General features: G+C 58.8%; 14 protein-coding genes. 13 read left to right on the top strand and 1 reads right to left on the bottom strand.

Annotated features, from left to right (window positions below):
* Positions 1 to 2 precede the first annotated feature (2 nt).
* From ASN_RS05025 to ASN_RS04985, 8 genes are all read left to right on the top strand, one after another.
* The gene (locus ASN_RS05025; RefSeq protein WP_006560173.1) at positions 3 to 1,214 is read left to right on the top strand and encodes an OpgC family protein; all 1,212 of its coding nucleotides are present in this window, start codon (positions 3 to 5) and stop codon (positions 1,212 to 1,214) included.
* A 152-nt stretch (positions 1,215 to 1,366) separates the two neighbouring features.
* Positions 1,367 to 2,233: an SGNH/GDSL hydrolase family protein gene (locus tag ASN_RS05020; protein ID WP_082666585.1), complete on the top strand. Its 867-nt coding sequence runs from the start codon at positions 1,367 to 1,369 to the stop codon at positions 2,231 to 2,233.
* A 394-nt stretch (positions 2,234 to 2,627) separates the two neighbouring features.
* Positions 2,628 to 4,205 (top strand): DegQ family serine endoprotease, encoded by a 1,578-nt coding sequence (locus ASN_RS05015; protein WP_006559578.1) that lies wholly within the window; start codon positions 2,628 to 2,630, stop codon positions 4,203 to 4,205.
* Between the two features lie 25 nt (positions 4,206 to 4,230).
* Positions 4,231 to 5,256, top strand: a complete 1,026-nt coding sequence (locus tag ASN_RS05010; protein WP_006559577.1) for an FUSC family protein — start codon at positions 4,231 to 4,233, stop codon at positions 5,254 to 5,256.
* Between the two features lie 504 nt (positions 5,257 to 5,760).
* Positions 5,761 to 6,750 (top strand): quinone oxidoreductase family protein, encoded by a 990-nt coding sequence (locus tag ASN_RS05005; RefSeq protein ID WP_082666584.1) that lies wholly within the window; start codon positions 5,761 to 5,763, stop codon positions 6,748 to 6,750.
* A 517-nt stretch (positions 6,751 to 7,267) separates the two neighbouring features.
* A complete protein-coding gene (locus tag ASN_RS05000) occupies positions 7,268 to 8,515 on the top strand; it encodes an autotransporter strand-loop-strand O-heptosyltransferase (protein ID WP_407922299.1) in 1,248 nt (415 codons plus the stop codon).
* A gap of 251 nt (positions 8,516 to 8,766) precedes the next feature.
* Entirely contained in the window at positions 8,767 to 9,492 is a 726-nt protein-coding gene (locus ASN_RS04990; protein WP_006559572.1) for a hypothetical protein, read from the top strand.
* A gap of 158 nt (positions 9,493 to 9,650) precedes the next feature.
* Positions 9,651 to 9,896, top strand: a complete 246-nt coding sequence (locus tag ASN_RS04985; protein ID WP_006559571.1) for a hypothetical protein — start codon at positions 9,651 to 9,653, stop codon at positions 9,894 to 9,896.
* Between the two features lie 329 nt (positions 9,897 to 10,225).
* Here ASN_RS04985 and ilvD read toward each other — a convergent pair whose 3' ends face one another.
* Positions 10,226 to 12,094 carry a dihydroxy-acid dehydratase gene (gene ilvD, locus ASN_RS04980; protein ID WP_058987394.1) on the bottom strand — a complete coding sequence of 623 codons (1,869 nt, stop codon included), beginning with the start codon at positions 12,092 to 12,094 and terminating at the stop codon, positions 10,226 to 10,228.
* A gap of 284 nt (positions 12,095 to 12,378) precedes the next feature.
* Here ilvD and pstC point away from each other — a divergent pair, with 284 nt between their 5' ends.
* From pstC to ASN_RS04955, 5 genes are read left to right on the top strand one after another with little or no spacing between them, the layout of a single operon-like run.
* A complete protein-coding gene (gene pstC, locus ASN_RS04975) occupies positions 12,379 to 13,368 on the top strand; it encodes a phosphate ABC transporter permease subunit PstC (protein ID WP_039905138.1) in 990 nt (329 codons plus the stop codon).
* Complete coding sequence (pstA, locus tag ASN_RS04970; RefSeq protein ID WP_006559568.1) at positions 13,365 to 14,243, top strand: phosphate ABC transporter permease PstA; 879 nt, start codon at positions 13,365 to 13,367, stop codon at positions 14,241 to 14,243. Before pstC ends, pstA begins: the two co-directional genes overlap by 4 nt.
* Before the next feature lie 23 nt (positions 14,244 to 14,266).
* Entirely contained in the window at positions 14,267 to 15,070 is an 804-nt protein-coding gene (pstB, locus tag ASN_RS04965; protein ID WP_058987393.1) for a phosphate ABC transporter ATP-binding protein PstB, read from the top strand.
* Positions 15,071 to 15,087: 17 nt separating this feature from the next.
* A complete protein-coding gene (gene phoU, locus ASN_RS04960; protein WP_006560290.1) occupies positions 15,088 to 15,792 on the top strand; it encodes a phosphate signaling complex protein PhoU in 705 nt (234 codons plus the stop codon).
* A gap of 44 nt (positions 15,793 to 15,836) precedes the next feature.
* On the top strand, positions 15,837 to 16,787 hold the full coding sequence (locus ASN_RS04955) for a retroviral-like aspartic protease family protein (RefSeq protein ID WP_058987392.1): 951 nt from the start codon (positions 15,837 to 15,839) through the stop codon (positions 16,785 to 16,787).
* Positions 16,788 to 16,840: the final 53 nt, after the last annotated feature.

Raw genomic sequence — 16,840 nt, 5'->3', positions numbered from 1 at the left:
TCATGATCCGCATTAAAGGGGCCAGCTTCCTTACCATGACTGCACAGCCGGACACTCAGGGCGCAGAGCAGACAACAGCAGCACCGGCCATCAAACCAGCCCGCCCCGCATCAGGAATAAGTGCTGGGCGGGATCACCGGATTGACGCCATGCGCGGTGTGGCTTTGCTGATGATGTTTGTGGATCACATTCCTCAAAGCCTGCTCAACCGCTTCACCATGCGTAATATCGGCTTTGCCGATGCGGCGGAGGTGTTCGTGCTGCTGGCAGGATATGCATCCTGGCTGGCCTACGGGCGCGGGTTCCGAAAATATGGCACAGTGGGGTGCCTCAAGCGCATTTTCCGCCGGTGTGTGCAGCTTTATATCGGGCAGACCCTCATGGTGGTGGTGTCCGTGCTCAGCATCCGCATGTGGCGGCATTATACGCCTGTGCCCGTGGATTTTCTGGAGCCTGAACTGGCGCACGGGCTCAACTGGGTGTGGCGTGTCATGATGTTTGATGCGCTGCCCAGCAACCTGAACATTCTGCCGCTTTACATTGTGTTGCTGGGGGGCTTCCCGGTGTTTTACCTGCTCATGCGGGTGCACCGTTCTCTGGCGTTGCTGCTCTCCGGGGCGTTGTGGATGCTGGTCAATCTGGACCCCGGCCTGAACTTTCCCAACTGGCTGGACCCGGATGGCTGGTATTTCAATCCGTTTGCATGGCAGTTCCTGTTTGCGCTGGGGGTCTCGGCCTCGGCGGAGACAGAGCGGCGTGGCGCGGATTTTCCACGGCTGGACCTGCTGGCAGGATGTTGCATCCTGTATCTGGTCTTCTCCGCCCTGCAGGCGTTTCCGTGGGCGCAGTGGCACCTGCCGGACCTGCGACCCTTTGGCAGCATGATCATGCCGGAAAAAAGCTGGTTGTCTCCGTTCCGATTGCTGGATGTGATGGCTATTTTCTATCTGGTGCAGTCTTCCCCCAGGGCCCGTAAATGGGCGGCGGACTCCACAACCGGACAGTTGCTGGCCCGCGTAGGCCGTCATTCTCTGGAAATCTTTGTGGTGGGCACGCTGCTCGATCTGTATGCGCGGCTGATCTTCAACACCTTTGGCGATGGCTGGCTGTTGCAGGTGGTGGTGAACGTGACCGGATTGAGCATTCTTTTCGCATTGGCTGCATGGCTGGATAATTACCGCAAAGCCAAGAAACTGGCCGCCGCCAAAGCTTGAAGCACGATGCGCGCAGACGGTGCGACACATCGGACGGGAAATACCGCACCAGAAAGGGGCTGAACTGAAGGCTGTGCAGAATAGGCAGCAACAGGAGCAGATACGTCTGAGGATGGGGCAGACATAAGCCGCGAGAAGAAGGGACAGATCTGATGGCGCAGCATGAGAGCCATAGAGACGGGCTGCCTGCCGGAGATGCCGTCGGGCAGGCGAAAGAGCAGACGAGCCCGGATACCCAAAGGGATGCGCAAGGCTGTTCTGTTGGTGTTTCCGGCCTGGGCGAGGGAAAAACCGGAGGCTCAGCGCATGAAGCGTCTCAGAGAGATCAGGTGGCGTTTTCCGGCGGCGCTTCCCCTAGCGAGGAAGGGGCGGCAGCGGTGCGGTTGCCTCGTGTCCGTCAAAAGTTGCTGGCGGCGGAGCCGCTGCGGGTGACGCTCTTCGGTTCGTCCACAACAGAAGGTGTAGGGGCATCCTCACCCGCCACCAGCTATGCCGGGGTGTTTGAAACCTGCATCCGGCCGTACGCATCTGGCGGCCTTACGGTGATCAATCGTGGTATTGGCGGACAGGGAGCGGCGGAAATGCAGGCCCGGTTGCCCGCTGTTCTGGCGGATCAGCCCGATCTGGTGATCTGGCAGGGCGGTGTGAATGATCCGTTGACCGGCGTACCCTTGCCCCGCTTTGAGGACATGACGCGGCAGGATTTGCAGGCGATCTGTGCCACTGGCGCGGATGTTGCGCTGATGGACCTGCAATGGTGCCGCCTGCTGGATGAATGCCCTGCCGCCCCAGCGTTTCAGGCGGCGGTGCATGCCATGGGGCAGGCGTTGCATTTGCCTGTGTTCCCCCGTCTGGCCCGCATGCATGCGTGGGGAAAAGAGCTTGGCGTAGGGCGGGAGGATCTGTCGCCTGATGGGGTGCATATGTATGATTTCGGATACCGGCTGCTGGGGCAGGCGGTGGCGGACTGGGTCTTGACGCTCGCCGGTATTGCGCAGACCCGAGCCATAGAGCCATAGAGCCATAGAGCCATAGAGCCATAGAGCCATAGAGCCATAGAGCCACAGGTTCCCGCCGGGATGAGGGGTGTGCGTGGCAGGGGAGTGCTGGCCTGAGAGGCCGTTTGAAAAGCCTGTCAGGGCGGTGTGGCAAGTCTTTGGGTGAAAAGAAGATGCTGGATTTTCACGTCCTGCTTTCTCGGTATGCTTGCAAACATGCCGTGTCTGTCTGAGACATTCGCCGCCAGCTTTATCTGTTGCCCTTCAAACGGACTCTCACCAGCGTTTTCTTAAGAATGTGGCGCCCTCTGCCGTGCTCTGGCCGCTTTTGTGAAACAGGCTGACGTTCCGCCGTGATCGTGCGATAGAGCAATACTCTGCTCTGTTTTTCTGACTATTGAGAGTGACTTCGCCCATGCGTCTGCCCGTTCATCTCCTTTGTGCCGGTTCTCTCTCCTGCCTGCTGCTGGCCGGGGTTTCCGGCTCGGCCTCCGCATGGGCCGCAGGGTCTGCCGCCGTGCCGGCCAGTGTGCCGGCACCTGCTCCCGCAGCACCCTCCGCCGTGGCGGGTGTGGCGCGCGGGGTGCCAGACAGCTTTGCAGATCTTGCTGCCCGCCTGCTGCCTGCGGTTGTGAATGTTTCCACAACCCAGACGGTCAAGAGTGGCGATGATGACGATGATGAGGACGGCGATGGAGAAGACCAGCTTCCCCAGATGCCCAATTTTCCGCAGGGCTCCCCGTTCGAGAAGTTTTTTCATGATTTCATGAACCGGCAGAACAGCCCGGACGCGCCGCCGCGCCGCATGCAGGCGCTGGGGTCCGGCTTTATTATTGATCCCGCCGGTTACATTGTGACCAACAACCATGTGATCCGCCATGCGGACAAGATTACCGTCACCTTGCAGGACAATACGGTGCTGACCGCCCGTGCCGTGGGGCATGATGACCGGACCGATCTGGCCCTGCTGAAAGTGGATAGCAAGAAGCCGCTGCCCGCCGTGCATTTTGGCGATAGTGACAAACGCCGCGTGGGGGACTGGGTGCTGGCGATTGGTAACCCGTTCGGTCTTTCCGGCACGGTGACGGCGGGGATCATTTCCTCACGCGGGCGGAATATTGATCAGGGCCCGTATGATGATTTCATTCAGACGGATGCGCCCATCAACAAGGGTAACTCCGGTGGTCCGCTGTTTGATATGGATGGCAACGTGATTGGCGTGAACACCGCCATCTATTCGCCCTCCGGCGGCTCTGTCGGGATCGGGTTCTCCATTCCGGCCAGTGAGGCACAGGGCATTATCGAACAACTGCGCAAGACCGGCAAAGTCTCCCGTGGCTGGCTGGGGGTACGCATCCAGAACGTGACGCAGGACATTGCGGATGGCCTGAACCTGACCCCCGCCCGTGGCGCGCTGGTGGCCGGGGTGGAAAAGGATGGCCCCGCCGCCAAAGCCAAGTTGCAGACGGGTGACGTTATTCAATCCCTTGATGGCCACCCCATTGAGGGCAAAGCGCTGCCCCGGCTTTCTGCCCAGTTGCCGGTTGGCACGGTGGCGCATCTGGGTGTGTGGCGTCATGGCAAGACCATTGATGTGCCCGTGACTATTGGCGCGTTGCCCGAGCCCGCGGCTGAGCCGGAAAAGAAACCGGCCCCCGCCACCAAAAGCAGTGCAGAAGTCAGCCTGTCCACGCTCGGGTTTGCTGTGGGTGCGCTGGATGCGGCTGCACGCCAGAAATACAATTTGCCCGCCGCCCAGAAAGGTGTGGTGGTTACGTCCGTCAAGGATGGTGGTCTTGCGTCTGACCGTGGCCTGAAGGAAGGCGATGTGGTGACGGAAGTGCAGCAGGCGGAAGTCACCAGCCCGGCAGATCTGAAAAAACGGATAGAGGCAGCGCAGAAAGCCAAGAAGAAATCCATCCTGCTTCTGGTGCATGATGCCGATGGCCTGCGCTGGGTTCCTTTCCCGCTGACGGGTGATGATACGCCTTGAGCCGTAAGGTTTAGGTCCTCCGCGTATGGCGTCATTTCTTTTTGCTGCGCCGTGGCTGAATAATCCCACGGCGCGGCAGACCATCCGGCTGCTGGTTTCGGTCGGGCTTTCCGGGCTGGTGGCGTGGCTGACCAACCTTCAGGAACCGGGCTGGGCGCTCATCACATCCGTGATTGTCACCCAGAGCAGCATTACGGAAACGCTCTCCAGCGGGCGTTACCAGATGGTGGGCACGCTGATTGGCGCGGCTGTCAGCATTCTGCCTATTACCCTGCTGATGTTCCACTGGCCGTTGTGGCAATCGTTCGCGGTTGCGTTTGTGCCGTTGGCGGTTCTTGCCTCCTGGCGGCCGAACACGCGCATGGCGGTGGTCACGCTCATGATCGCAACACTCTTCCCCACGCAGGATGATCCCTATCTGCGGCCTGTGGAGCGTGTGCTGTCCATTCTGATTGGCGTGGGCGTCTCCATGCTGGTTTCTTACGTTGTGCTGCATGAGCAGGCCCGGCGGGATGCCTTCCGCAATGCGGCGGCCACCGTGCGCAAGATTGTGGATATTCTAGACCACGCCCGTAACAGGGACATCGACTGGCTGGGTATTCAGGACCTGAATGATGAGGGCGCAGCCGCCTTGCGCAAGGTGCAGGCTGCGGTTGAGGAAGCCCGGCGCGAGCGTTGGCGGCCCCTTGAACAGCGTGACCCCATGCTGGCGGCTTTGCCCAAGGCTCTGCGTCAGTTGCAGATGGATACGCTGGTGGTGGCCCGCGCCATTCTGCGGGCTGGCGGGCAAAACACGACCGTTTCCCGTGAGACCGCGGCAGCCCTGAGCGCCGGCATGATGCGCGGCTTTGAGTGGATTATCATCCGGTGCGAGAGCGAGGCCGTGACCCGCTCTGGTGAGGAATACCGTGTGGCCGCCGGGGTGATTACCGCCCTGCCCACGGAAGAAGGGATAGATGATGAGATCATCCGCTTTGCCGTGCATATTCTGCGCACGGACCTGATCTCCCTTATCCGCCTTTTGGGAGAAGATGACGCGGATCGCTCCTGAGAGCAGTTGCTTCAACAGGCGTGCTAAGAACAGCCATACCCATCTGCTGGGCTGTGTATGTTCGGGTGTAGTCGCTTTTGAATAGCGGTTTCAAACATCGCACCATCCTCTATCACCGGCGCTTTCTGCGCCTGAATACGGTGCCTGTTGGCTCTGATCTCACTGCATCGTGACGGCAGGACCGGCTTTTCCGCCGTAAAAACGGTCTGCCAGCGCTCAACTTTTGAAACCGACGCTTTTCTGCATGGGTGACGCGGGCCTGCCGAGACGAAAATTTTCGCGTTCAGCCTCAATAAGACCCTCGCTAGACAGACCAGATGTTTCACACAGACTTTGCCCTTTGCTTCGGATGGCTGCCGACGGTCATGAGGAGCGGGCAGGCGTTATTCCGATAGGCGATCCTCCGCACGGCAGGGCTCTTTTTTCATGGCCTGATCGTTTGCGGTTTTGGTGCGTTTTTCTGGCAGGGTAGCGCGTGGCGCGAATGCACAACACAGGAGTCTGATGGTTATGGTGACGGAAACCAACACAGCTATACGGGTTCATAAAACAGGCGGCCCGGAGGTGCTTCAGCTTGAAACCCTGCCTGTCCCTAAACCCGCCAAGGGGGAAGTGCTGCTGCGGCAGGAAGCCATGGGCGTGAATTTCATTGATACGTATTTTCGCTCTGGTCTGTATCCCTATCCTTCTTTGCCTGCCGTGCCGGGTGTGGAAGGGGCAGGGGTGGTTGAAGCCGTGGGGGAGGGGGTGAACAGTGTCTCGCCCGGCATGCGGGTGGCTTATGCCAGTGTTCTGGGGGGCTATGCCCGCTATCGCACTATTGCAGCAGACCGTCTGGTGGCCCTGCCTGAGGCTGTGAGTTTTGAAACCGCTGCCGCAGTCACGTTACGCGGGCTTTCCGCCCACATGCTGCTGCGGCAGGTATATGATGTTAAAAAAGGGCAGTTCATTCTGGTGTATGCCGCGGCCGGAGGGGTCGGGCAGTTGATGTGCCAGTGGGGCAAGCATCTGGGGGCGCATGTGATTGGCGTGACCTCCACACCGGAAAAGGCGGAACTGGCTAAGTCCTGCGGGGCGGCGGACGTGCTGGTGGGCACGGATAATCTGGCCGACCGTGTGCGGGACCTGACAGAAGGGGCCATGGTGCCCGTGGTGTATGACAGCATTGGCCGGGACACATTTGAAACCAGTCTGAACTGTCTGGCGCCCCGTGGGCTGATGGTCAGCTATGGCAATGCGTCCGGCCCGGTGACAGGCGTGGCGGTGGGCACGTTAGCAGCCCATGGCAGCCTTTACCTCACGCGGCCTTCTCTTGGATCATACATTGCCAAACCGGAGGAGTTGCAGGCCTCCGCCAGTGTGTTGTTTGATCTGCTGGCAAAGGGCGTGCTGAAACCCAGTATCGGTCAGAAATTTGCGCTAAAGGATGCCGCTAAGGCGCATAGTGCGCTGGAATCTCGCAAAACCACGGGGAGCACCATTCTGCTGCCCTAACGCCATCGGGCGGTCCCTTCAGGCCATTTGAAACCCTTGCGCGTAGAGAGGCATATTGCGCGGCTCTGGCATGTGACAGAGCAGGAATATGCTTCTGATGGCATGACGGCGTAGGGTTTATGGGATACTCTGCCTCTCAGCGTTCCAGACCTCTGGAAGGCAGAAAGAATGCAAGGATAGTCTGATATGGCAAACTGTTTGTCAAAATGCCCGAAATCTCCCTGCGTACGCGGCCTGATGCTGGTTGGGTTGATTGCGTCTGTGGTCTATTTCTTCCGCAAGAAGAAGTGCTGCGGCTAAAAAGGGTCTGACCTTGTTGCAAGACAGGGCAGGATAACAAAAACCCGCATCGGGAAACCGGGCGGGTTTTTTATATGGGGTCTTCCGCAGTTGACCGTCTGATCGACTTTCGCGCTATTCTTGCGTTAAATATGCGGATTGCAGACCCATTGTTCAGGAGAAAGACGTGACCGTAATCGAAACAGCTGAACAGGGTCTGTCCGGTAAAGGGGAAGAGATTTCCTCCGCAGCCGCTGCGCCGCAGGGCGCAAAGCCGGAAGAAAAAGCCAAAGCACCGCCTGCCTATGTCGCACCTGCCGAAAAACCGGTTCTGGATGGCGGCAACGGTATTTTTTATGATTTCAATTGTGGTGCACGCATTCTGCTGCCGCAACGGCAGGAAGGTAAATGGCGGGTCACGTTGCGGGATCTGGATACCGCGAACATTCTTTTTCAAAATGAAAACACGGGGGCCTTCATTTCTTCCGCCAAGCGCTATTACGTGCGCTTTGGTGTGGAAGTGGTGGATATCAACGCGGCAGGCGAGGAAACCCTTGTTTTCCAGCATGAATATAATGCCCGTGATCAGGAGGTGATCATTCAGTTGCCGGTTGGCACGTTGGGGGACACACTGGCGTGGTTTCCCTACGTGGCGCGCTTTGCGGAAGAGCGTGGGGCACGGGTGACATGCCTGCTTTCCGGCCTGATTCTGCCACTTCTGAAAGATGCCTATCCCACCCTGCGATTGATAACACCCGAGGATGCCCGAAAGGAGGGCGTATGCAGCAAGGCTTACGCCACCTACTGCATCGGCCTGTTTTTTGATGATGCGGAATGTGTTCAGCAGCCCACGGATTTTCGTTTTGTCGGCCTGCACCGCACAGCCGCCTATATTCTGGGGGTGTCACCCGAGGAGGAAGCCCCCTGTCTGGCGTTGCAGGATGAAAGCAGGCCCATCCCGGAGCCTTACGTCTGTATTGCCGTGCAGGCCAGTACCCAGTGCAAATACTGGAATAACCCCACCGGATGGCATGAGGTAATCTCTTTTCTGAAAGGGAAAGGCTACCGGGTTATCTGTATTGACCAGAAACCGGTGCATGGAGCCGGGATCGTCTGGAACCATATCCCCCACGGAGCGGAAGATCAGACCGGGAATCGCCCTCTGGCAGAACGGGCCCGCTGGTTAAGGCACGCAGCGGCCTTTATTGGCACCAGTTCCGGGCTGGCGTGGCTGGCTTGGGCGGCGGGCACGAAGGTTGTGCTGGTCTCCGGCTTTACGCATCCCACCAACGAATTTTCAACGCCTTACCGGGTGATCAACTGGCACACCTGCAATTCCTGCTGGAATGATGTGCAGGTGCGGTTTGACCATCACAATTTCCTGTGGTGCCCCCGGCATGAGAATACACCCCGCCAGTTTGAGTGCTCACGGCTGATTACGGGCGTTCAGGTGATCAACGAGGTCAAGAAAATAGTCGGGGCCTGAACAGGCTTTTTTCCATCAACCTTCACATGGGAAAGGGCGCGCGCCGGGGGATTGGCACAGCGCGCCTGTTTGCAGCGCGGAGGCCCGCCTGTCTGGCCGGAGAGCCTTGCCTGCCAAGAACGCGCTTCTTGAGGCAGAGCAATGCGAAGCTGGCGGGTTGTGTTATGGTGGGAGCGCTGTATCAGATTACCCAAATAACTGCTGTCTGAAGCCCCGCGTTTTTCAGACTGATTTCAGAAAGGATAAGGGCGTTGCATCCTGTTGTTTCTCGTCTCGCTTCTCTGGCTGCCGGTTCCGCGGCGGTATGCGCCCTCGCCTTGGGCGGGGTGGTTGCAGGTCTGCCTTCAGAAGCGCACGCGCAGGCTTCTGTGCTTCTCAAACATCAGTCTGCCAAGGCTGTGGTGGAAACAGTCGATCACGATGCGCGTGAACTGCTGCTGCGTGAAGCCAACGGGCATCTGATCACCATTGAATATGGCTCCGCCGTGCGTGATCTGCCGCATGTAAACGCAGGCGACAAGCTGAGCATCTCCTTTGTGGAAACGCTGGGCGCTGATCTGGCTCCTCCGGGCAGCCCGCTGCCGGAATCCACGCTGACCACCGCACGCGGATACGTGCATGGCCATCCGCGTGGTGTGATTGCGTCTTTCCGCCGCGAACGCGCCAAGATTGACAGCATTGATCTGCCAACCCACACCGTTTCCTTCTCCACGGAAGATGGGTCCTCCCACGTTGCGGTTCTGCGCACGCAGGCCATGCAGGATTTCCTGAAAACACTGAAGGTGGGTGATGTGATTGATATCACCCGTATGGAATCCATCTCCTACGTCATCCTGAACGAACAGACGGAAGCCGCTCAGGACGCAGCGAATGCCGCAGCCGCTGCGGGTGCAACATCCGCACCGGGTGCTCCGGTGCCTGCCACAGCCCCGCAGCCCGCTACGGTTCCGACTGCTCCTGTTGCTCCGGCGCAATAAAGACACCAGCCGTCAGGCATAGGGCCAAGATCAGAGGGTGAAGCAGGGCAACCTGACCACCTTCTGATCTGGTTTTTCAAGGCGTATTGTCTGTGGGGTGGCGTTTTCTGCTCCCGCAGCCATGCGCTTTCTTTTCCAGCCAGAAGGAAGAACAGCGTATGAACTCTCAAAACAGGTCAGGCTCTGCTTTTCTGGAAAAGCTGGAACAGGTGAATGATGGCCGCTCTTTTCTGGCCAATCTGTTTGGTTTTGTGTGCGTGGGGTGTACGCTTGGTCTGGCCAACCTCATCTGCCGGTTTGGCCTGCACATAGAACTTACCTACGTTTTGCGTATTCTGATTGTGGCTGTTGCGGCTTATTTCTTCCTGCCATTGTTCATTCTCTGGCTCTGGAAAGGCCGCTGAACGGTCGTTTCCGGTCGCGGCTAAAGCGATAGCGTTTCAGAAAGCAGTCCGACTGGCGCGTATAAAGTCTGTCATGTGCAAAACCGGAAAACACCTGTCCGTCTTCCGTGATCAACAATGTTCGGGCCGCGTTGATACTCTGAAGGGGCCGAACACCCTTCGTCCCTGATAGTGGGACGCATAACGCAGTGATAAGTCAACACGCGGAAAAATCTGAACGGGGGTTTGCGAACCCTCCATCAGACTTCTCAGATTTCTTGCATATCGGGGCGCGTGCATAAAAAAACCGGGCGAAAGGCCCGGTTTTTTATAGCATGGCGTTTTTTGCGTCAGCGGGGAGTGCGGCGTGTCAACTGGCTGACATCGCGTACAGCACCCCGTGCAGCGCTGGTGGTCAGGGCAGCATAGGCCTTGAGCGCATTGGAGACAACGCGGTCACGCTGCGGCTGCCAAGCCTGATCGCCCTTGTCATCCATCTTTTCGCGGCGTGCGGAAAGTTCGCTGTCTGCAACGGCTACGGCCAGACGACGGTTGGGGATATCAATTTCAATAATATCACCTTCTTCCACCAGCCCGATGGTGCCACCTTCCCCTGCTTCAGGCGAGATATGGCCAATGGAAAGGCCAGAGCTTCCGCCAGAGAAGCGGCCGTCTGTAATCAGGGCGCATTTTTCTGCCAGCCCTTTGGATTTCAGATAGCTGGTGGGGTAGAGCATTTCCTGCATGCCGGGACCACCCTTGGGGCCTTCATAACGGATCAGCACCACATCACCGGGTTTGATTTTGTCACCCAGAATGGCGGAAACAGCCGCATCCTGGCTTTCAAATATGCGGGCAGGGCCAGAGAACGTTTCAAGCCCGGCAGCCACCCCGGCGGTTTTCACAATCGCGCCGTCTTCGGCAATGTTGCCGTACAGCACGGCCAGCCCGCCATCCTTGCTATAGGCGTGGGCTGCATCACGGATGGCACCTGTGCTCTGGTCCTTGTCCAGTTCCTTGTACACGCTGGACTGCGAGAACGCCTGCGTCGTGCGGATACCCCCCGGTGCGGAGCGGAAGAAGGTTTCCGCTTCCGGCTTTGGTGCACCATCGGCCGCGCGGATATCCCACTTGGCCAGCGCGTCCGTAACGGAGGTGGCGTGGACCATCGGGATATCGTTATGCAGCAGGCCCAGCCGGTCCAGTTCACCCATAATGGCGGGAATACCGCCAGCGCGGTGCACATCTTCCATATGCACATCCGGGCGGGAAGGAGAGACTTTGCACAGGTTGGGCACCCGACGGGAAAGCTGGTCAATGTCCTTCATGGTGAAGGGCACATTGCCTTCATGCGCGGCTGCCAGAAGATGCAGCACAGTGTTGGTTGAACCACCCATGGCAATATCGACTGACATTGCGTTTTCAAACGCCTGCATGGTGGCAATGCTGCGGGGCAGCACGCTGGCGTCTTCCTGCTCGTAATGGCGGCGGGCAAGATCCACAATGCGGCGGCCAGCTTCCACAAACAGCTCACGCCGGGCGGAGTGAGTGGCCACAAGGCTGCCATTGCCGGGCAGGGACAGGCCCAGTGCCTCGGTCAGGCAGTTCATGGAGTTGGCAGTGAACATGCCGGAGCAGGAGCCGCAGGTGGGGCAGGCGGACCGTTCAATGGTTTCCGAATCCGCTTCACTCACGCTCGGGTTGGCCGCAGCCACCATGGAGGTCACAAGGTCCGCGCGCTGTTCAATATCGTTCAGCGTGACACGCCCGGCTTCCATCGGCCCACCAGAAACAAAAATGGTGGGAATGTTTAGCCGCATGGCGGCCATCAGCATGCCGGGGGTAATTTTGTCGCAGTTGCTGATGCACACCAGCGCATCCGCGCAGTGGGCGTTGACCATATATTCAACGGCATCGGCAATCAGTTCGCGGGAGGGCAGGCTGTACAGCATGCCGCCATGACCCATGGCAATGCCATCATCCACCGCAATGGTGTTGAATTCACGGCCAATACCGCCTGCTTCCGCAATGGACTCGCACACAAGCTGGCCTAGGTCTTTAAGGTGAACATGGCCGGGCACAAACTGGGTGAAGGAGTTGGCGACGGCAATGATAGGTTTGCCGAAGTCTGAATCCTTCATGCCTGTAGCGCGCCACAGGCTGCGCGCGCCTGCCATGTTGCGGCCGTGGGTGGTGGTGCGGGAGCGATAACCGGCCATTATTGCGGGTCTCTCTGGTCATGGTTCACAGGGCTCTGATATCAGGGAGAGGACGATATCAGGAGAAATGCGTGGCAGGGGGCCAGCATATGGGGCGCACCTTATACGGCAGAAAGGCGTTTCTGTCAGGTGGCATCTGTGCATGTGGGCAGCGTGCGCCGTAAATACTACAGTTTCATGACAAAATGAGACTTTATCTGGCTTTCCGTGCTCCTGTGGTTGCAGGAGGGCGGGCGGTTCAGTATTGCTCGCATCGCCCGATTGCAGATCGGAACGGAGTGCAGATGAACGTATCCGCAACGCAGCCCGTCCCAGTGGATGGCGTGAAACCCCGCGCTGGCACGCGGTTTACGGGGGACCCTCTCTTCAAGGCGCTGGTGGTCGCAACAGGCATTGGCGTCCTGCTGGTGCTGGGGGCGATTATTGCTGTCATGAGCATTGGCGGGATACCTGCGTTCAAGGCGTTTGGCCTCCGTTTTCTGATCACGGCAGTCTGGAATCCCGTTACACAGCATTTCGGGGCGGCGGCTCCGGTTTTTGGCACCCTGGCCAGCAGTGCGCTTGGCCTGATTATTGCCGTGCCGCTGGCATTTGGCACCGCCTTCTGGCTGACTGCGCTTGCGCCGCCAATGCTCGCTTCTGTTATTGGCATGGCCGTGCAGCTTCTGGCGGCTGTGCCCTCCATCATTTTCGGCATGTGGGGGTTCTTTGTGCTGGTGCCCCCCATGGCGCATTACGTGCAGCCCATGGCGCGGCATCTGTTCGGGCATGTGCCCGGCCTGTCTGCGCTGGTTTCCGGCGCGCCGTTTGGCACAGGGCTGCTGACGGCGGGGCTGGTGCTTGCCATCATGATCATGCCCTCCATTACCGCCGTCATGCGTGACGTGTTTACCTCCATGCCGACCGTACTGCGTGAGAGCGCCTATGGGCTGGGCGCCACCCGATGGGAAGTGATGCGCCAGGTGGTGCTGCCATGGTCCCGCCAAGGCGTTGTGGGTGGCATTGTGCTGGGCATGGGCCGCGCGATGGGGGAAACCATGGCCGTGACCTTTGTGATCGGGGATAGTAACCACATTGGCTGGTCCCTGTTTGCGCCTGCCAACACCATTGCTTCCCTTATTGCGTTGGAATTTCCGGAAAGCCCGGCCGGTAGCCTCAAGCTGGCGTCTCTCATGGCGCTGGGGGCTATTCTGATGGCCATTTCCTTTGTCACACTCTGGTGCTCCCGTGTTCTGCTGGCGCGAGGAGAAGCACAGGCAGGGAAGCGCTCATGAGCCCGCAAAGCCTTACCCGTCCGGTTTCCGGAAAATCCCGCTCCCGCGCAGTGCAGCGCCGGGTGATGGACCATCTGGCCACGGGCATGAGTTGGTGCGCCACCTTTATTGTGGTGTTCGTGCTCGGCTCCATTTTGTGGACACTGATCAAAAACGGCCTGCCGGGTCTGTCTCTCACCCTGTTTACCCACTCCATGGGCGCACCGGGTGCGGGCGGGGGGCTGGCCAACGCCATTGTTGGCAGCCTGTTGCAGACAGGGCTGGCCATTCTGCTGGGCGCGCCCGCAGGGCTGCTGACCGGCATCTATCTGGCGGAATATGGGGCTGACAGTGCACTGGCCCGTACCGTGCGTTTTGTATCAGACATGCTGCTGTCCGCCCCGTCCATTCTGATCGGCCTGTTCATCTACATGGTTCTGGTGGCGCCGCTGGGGCATTTCTCTGGTTATGCGGGCTCTGTGGCGCTGGCCATTCTGGCCATGCCCATCATGGTGCGTACCACGGAAGACATGTTGCGGCTGGTGCCTGTTGCCATGCGTGAGGCGGGCATTGCACTTGGCGCACCAAAATGGCGTGTCACCCTGTTTATCTGCGTGCGGGCCGCACGGGGCGGGATCATGACGGGTGTGCTGCTGGCCATAGCCCGCGTGGCGGGTGAAACGGCGCCGCTGCTGTTTACCTCGCTGGGGAATTCCGAGTGGTCTCTGGACATGCAGCGGCCCATGGCCAGCCTGCCCGTTGCCATCTACCAGTATGCGGGCTCCGCCTATCAGGACTGGATGCAGCAGGCGTGGACCGGCGCGCTTCTGGTGACAATGGGTGTTCTGATTATCAATATTGTGGTGCGGGTGGGCATCCGCGGAGGACGGACATGAACGGAGACACCAGGAGCAGCCCCATGCAGGCGGATACGATCACGGCAGGGCAGGATGTGGCGGAGGCATCGCGTCCGCTGGCCATTCAGGTGCGGAATCTGGACTTCTATTACGGCAAAACCCGCGCGCTGCATGATATCTCGCTCGATTTTCCCGAACGTAGCGTAACAGGCATGATCGGGCCTTCCGGCTGTGGCAAATCCACCCTGCTGCGTGTGCTCAACCGTATGTATGATCTCTACCCCGGCCAGAAGGCTACCGGGGAAGTGCTGTATGATGGTCAGAACATTCTGGCGCCGGGGGTTGATCTCAACCTGCTGCGGTCTCGCATTGGCATGGTGTTTCAGAAACCAACGCCGTTCCCCATGTCCATTTATGACAACATTGCTTTTGGTATCCGCCTGCATGAACGCGTCAGCCGGTCTGAAATGGATGGCCGGGTAGAAGATGCCCTGCGCCGCGTGGCGCTGTGGGGGGAAGTGAAAGACCGCCTTCAGGCTTCCGCTACCGCCATGTCTGGCGGCCAGCAGCAGCGGTTGTGCATTGCCCGTACCATTGCCACCCGCCCGGAAGTGATTTTGCTTGATGAACCCACATCAGCGCTTGATCCGGTTTCTACCGCCCGCATTGAAGAACTGCTTGATGAACTGAAAACCGAGTTCACTATTGCGATTGTAACGCACAATATGCAGCAGGCTGCGCGTTGTGCTGATCAGGTTGCGTTTTTCTATCTGGGGGAACTGGTGGAAGTGGACAGCACAGCCCGCATGTTCACCAACCCGCGTGAAAGCCGCACACAGGACTACATTACCGGCCGCTTTGGCTGAACAGGGAGGGCAGACCGATGGGAAACGAACCCGCACATACCGTCACCCGCTATGATCAGGAACTGGACCGCCTGCGGGGTATTGTGGCCCGGATGGGCGGCCTTGTGGAACGCCAGACCGCACAGGCCATTGCCGCTGTGGTGGATCAGAATGAAGAAGCCGCAGTAGAGCCACCTGAACTGGATGTTGAGGTGGACGCGCTGGAACGGGATGCCGAGAGTCTGGCCATCCGTATTCTGGCCCTGCGCGCGCCCATGGCGGTTGATCTGCGCCTGATTGTGGCCGTGCTGAAAATAACCGGTGATCTGGAACGCATTGGGGATTATGCCTCAAGCATCGCCCGGCGCGCCATGAAGGTGGAACCGCTGGATGGTGCGTTGTCTTTCGGGGCGCTCCGCAGCATGGGTCGCCTTGTGCAGGAAAACCTGAACAAGGCCATCGAGGCCATGGCCAAGAATGACAGCACCCGCGCCATGGAAGTCTGGAATGCGGATACGGTGGTAGACGAACTCTACACAACCATGTTCCGTGAACTTGTAACGTACATGATGGAAGATCCGCGCAAGATCGGCCCCTGTATTCACCTGCTGTTTGTGGCCAAGAATCTGGAGCGTATTGGGGATCACGCCACCAACATTGCGGAGCGTGTCTATTACGCGGTAACCGGAGAGATGCTTCCGGCTGTGCGCCCCCGTGGGGGCGCTGCCAGAAAGGGCGGCTGAGAAACAGGTTTCTCATTCCCGCTCCATAGAGAAGGAGAGCGGGAATGAAGCAGACGCTTCGGGCAGTTTATCTGGCCCTTATGGCGAGCGTGGCAGGGTGCGCGCAAACCCCCGCCGGGTGTCAGGTGGCAACGCTTGGCACGTTGCCGGTGCTGAACGCCACCGGTTCTCCTATTGTGGAAGTCACACTCAACGGCCAGAAAGCCGCGATGATTGTGGATACCGGGGCCAGTGTCTCCATGGTCTCGCGCAAGGCGGCGCACGATTACAAACTGACAGCACTTTCAGGCGATGTATCCATTCAGGGTGTGGGTGGTCTTGTTCAGTCCTCCCTGTTTCAGGTTCCTTCCATGGGGCTGGGCTCCGCCAAAGCGCGGAACGTGGTGCTGGTCGATACCCCTCGTGTGTTCGGGTACATCAACACCGTGCCTGTTGTGGGTCTGTTCGGCGGAGATTTTCTGAAAGCGTACGAGGTCGTGTTTGATCTGCCCGCGCATACCATTAATCTCTATCAGACAAATGGCTGTTCTTCTCCCACCCCCATGTGGGACGGGCCGGTTTCCAGTCTCTCCTTTCAGCGGATAGGCCGATCACATATCGAGGTTCCGCTTGAACTGAATGGCCACAAGATTGATGCGGTGCTGGATAGTGGTTCAAGCATGACGGTCATTCTGCCACGGCAGGCGCACCATGCCGGTGTGCATGAGGAACAACTGAAAACCGACGTTTCTTTTCCTTCCAGAGGCATTGACCGGAACGTCTTGCAGGTTCGTCTGCATCGTTTTGAGCAATTGAAGATAGGGGAAGAGGTTTTTATCAATCCTGTTCTGGCTGTAGGTGCGATGCAGACAGAGGGAGAAGCCCTGCTGGGGGCGGATTTTCTGCGCCACAACCGTGTGTGGGTCTCCAATCAGAATGAGAAAATCTACATTCAGCGTCTGGTGCCGCCACCCCGCAAAGACCCGACCTTTGAGCCGGAAATGATGCAGCCGTAAGGACTGTTTCCTTCCGTTTTTGGGCCTGCGGGACAGAATAAAAGAAAAAATTG

Origin of the sequence: Acetobacter senegalensis (genome assembly GCF_001499615.1) — a bacterium.
Lineage (GTDB): Bacteria > Pseudomonadota > Alphaproteobacteria > Acetobacterales > Acetobacteraceae > Acetobacter > Acetobacter senegalensis.
The sequence above is the reverse complement of the archived record's forward strand: the minus strand, read 5'-3'. Positions and strand labels throughout refer to the sequence as shown.

What these genes read in the sequence shown, in the direction of transcription:
- ASN_RS05025 (WP_006560173.1), top strand. Translation starts at nt 3, where the DNA reads ATGATCCGCATTAAAGGGGCCAGCTTCCTTACCATGACTGCACAGCCG.
- ASN_RS05020 (WP_082666585.1), top strand. Translation starts at nt 1,367, where the DNA reads ATGGCGCAGCATGAGAGCCATAGAGACGGGCTGCCTGCCGGAGATGCC.
- ASN_RS05015 (WP_006559578.1), top strand. Translation starts at nt 2,628, where the DNA reads ATGCGTCTGCCCGTTCATCTCCTTTGTGCCGGTTCTCTCTCCTGCCTG.
- ASN_RS05010 (WP_006559577.1), top strand. Translation starts at nt 4,231, where the DNA reads ATGGCGTCATTTCTTTTTGCTGCGCCGTGGCTGAATAATCCCACGGCG.
- ASN_RS05005 (WP_082666584.1), top strand. Translation starts at nt 5,761, where the DNA reads ATGGTTATGGTGACGGAAACCAACACAGCTATACGGGTTCATAAAACA.
- ASN_RS04985 (WP_006559571.1), top strand. Translation starts at nt 9,651, where the DNA reads ATGAACTCTCAAAACAGGTCAGGCTCTGCTTTTCTGGAAAAGCTGGAA.
- ilvD (WP_058987394.1), bottom strand. Translation starts at nt 12,094, where the DNA reads ATGGCCGGTTATCGCTCCCGCACCACCACCCACGGCCGCAACATGGCA.
- pstC (WP_039905138.1), top strand. Translation starts at nt 12,379, where the DNA reads ATGAACGTATCCGCAACGCAGCCCGTCCCAGTGGATGGCGTGAAACCC.
- pstA (WP_006559568.1), top strand. Translation starts at nt 13,365, where the DNA reads ATGAGCCCGCAAAGCCTTACCCGTCCGGTTTCCGGAAAATCCCGCTCC.
- pstB (WP_058987393.1), top strand. Translation starts at nt 14,267, where the DNA reads ATGCAGGCGGATACGATCACGGCAGGGCAGGATGTGGCGGAGGCATCG.
- phoU (WP_006560290.1), top strand. Translation starts at nt 15,088, where the DNA reads ATGGGAAACGAACCCGCACATACCGTCACCCGCTATGATCAGGAACTG.
- ASN_RS04955 (WP_058987392.1), top strand. Translation starts at nt 15,837, where the DNA reads ATGAAGCAGACGCTTCGGGCAGTTTATCTGGCCCTTATGGCGAGCGTG.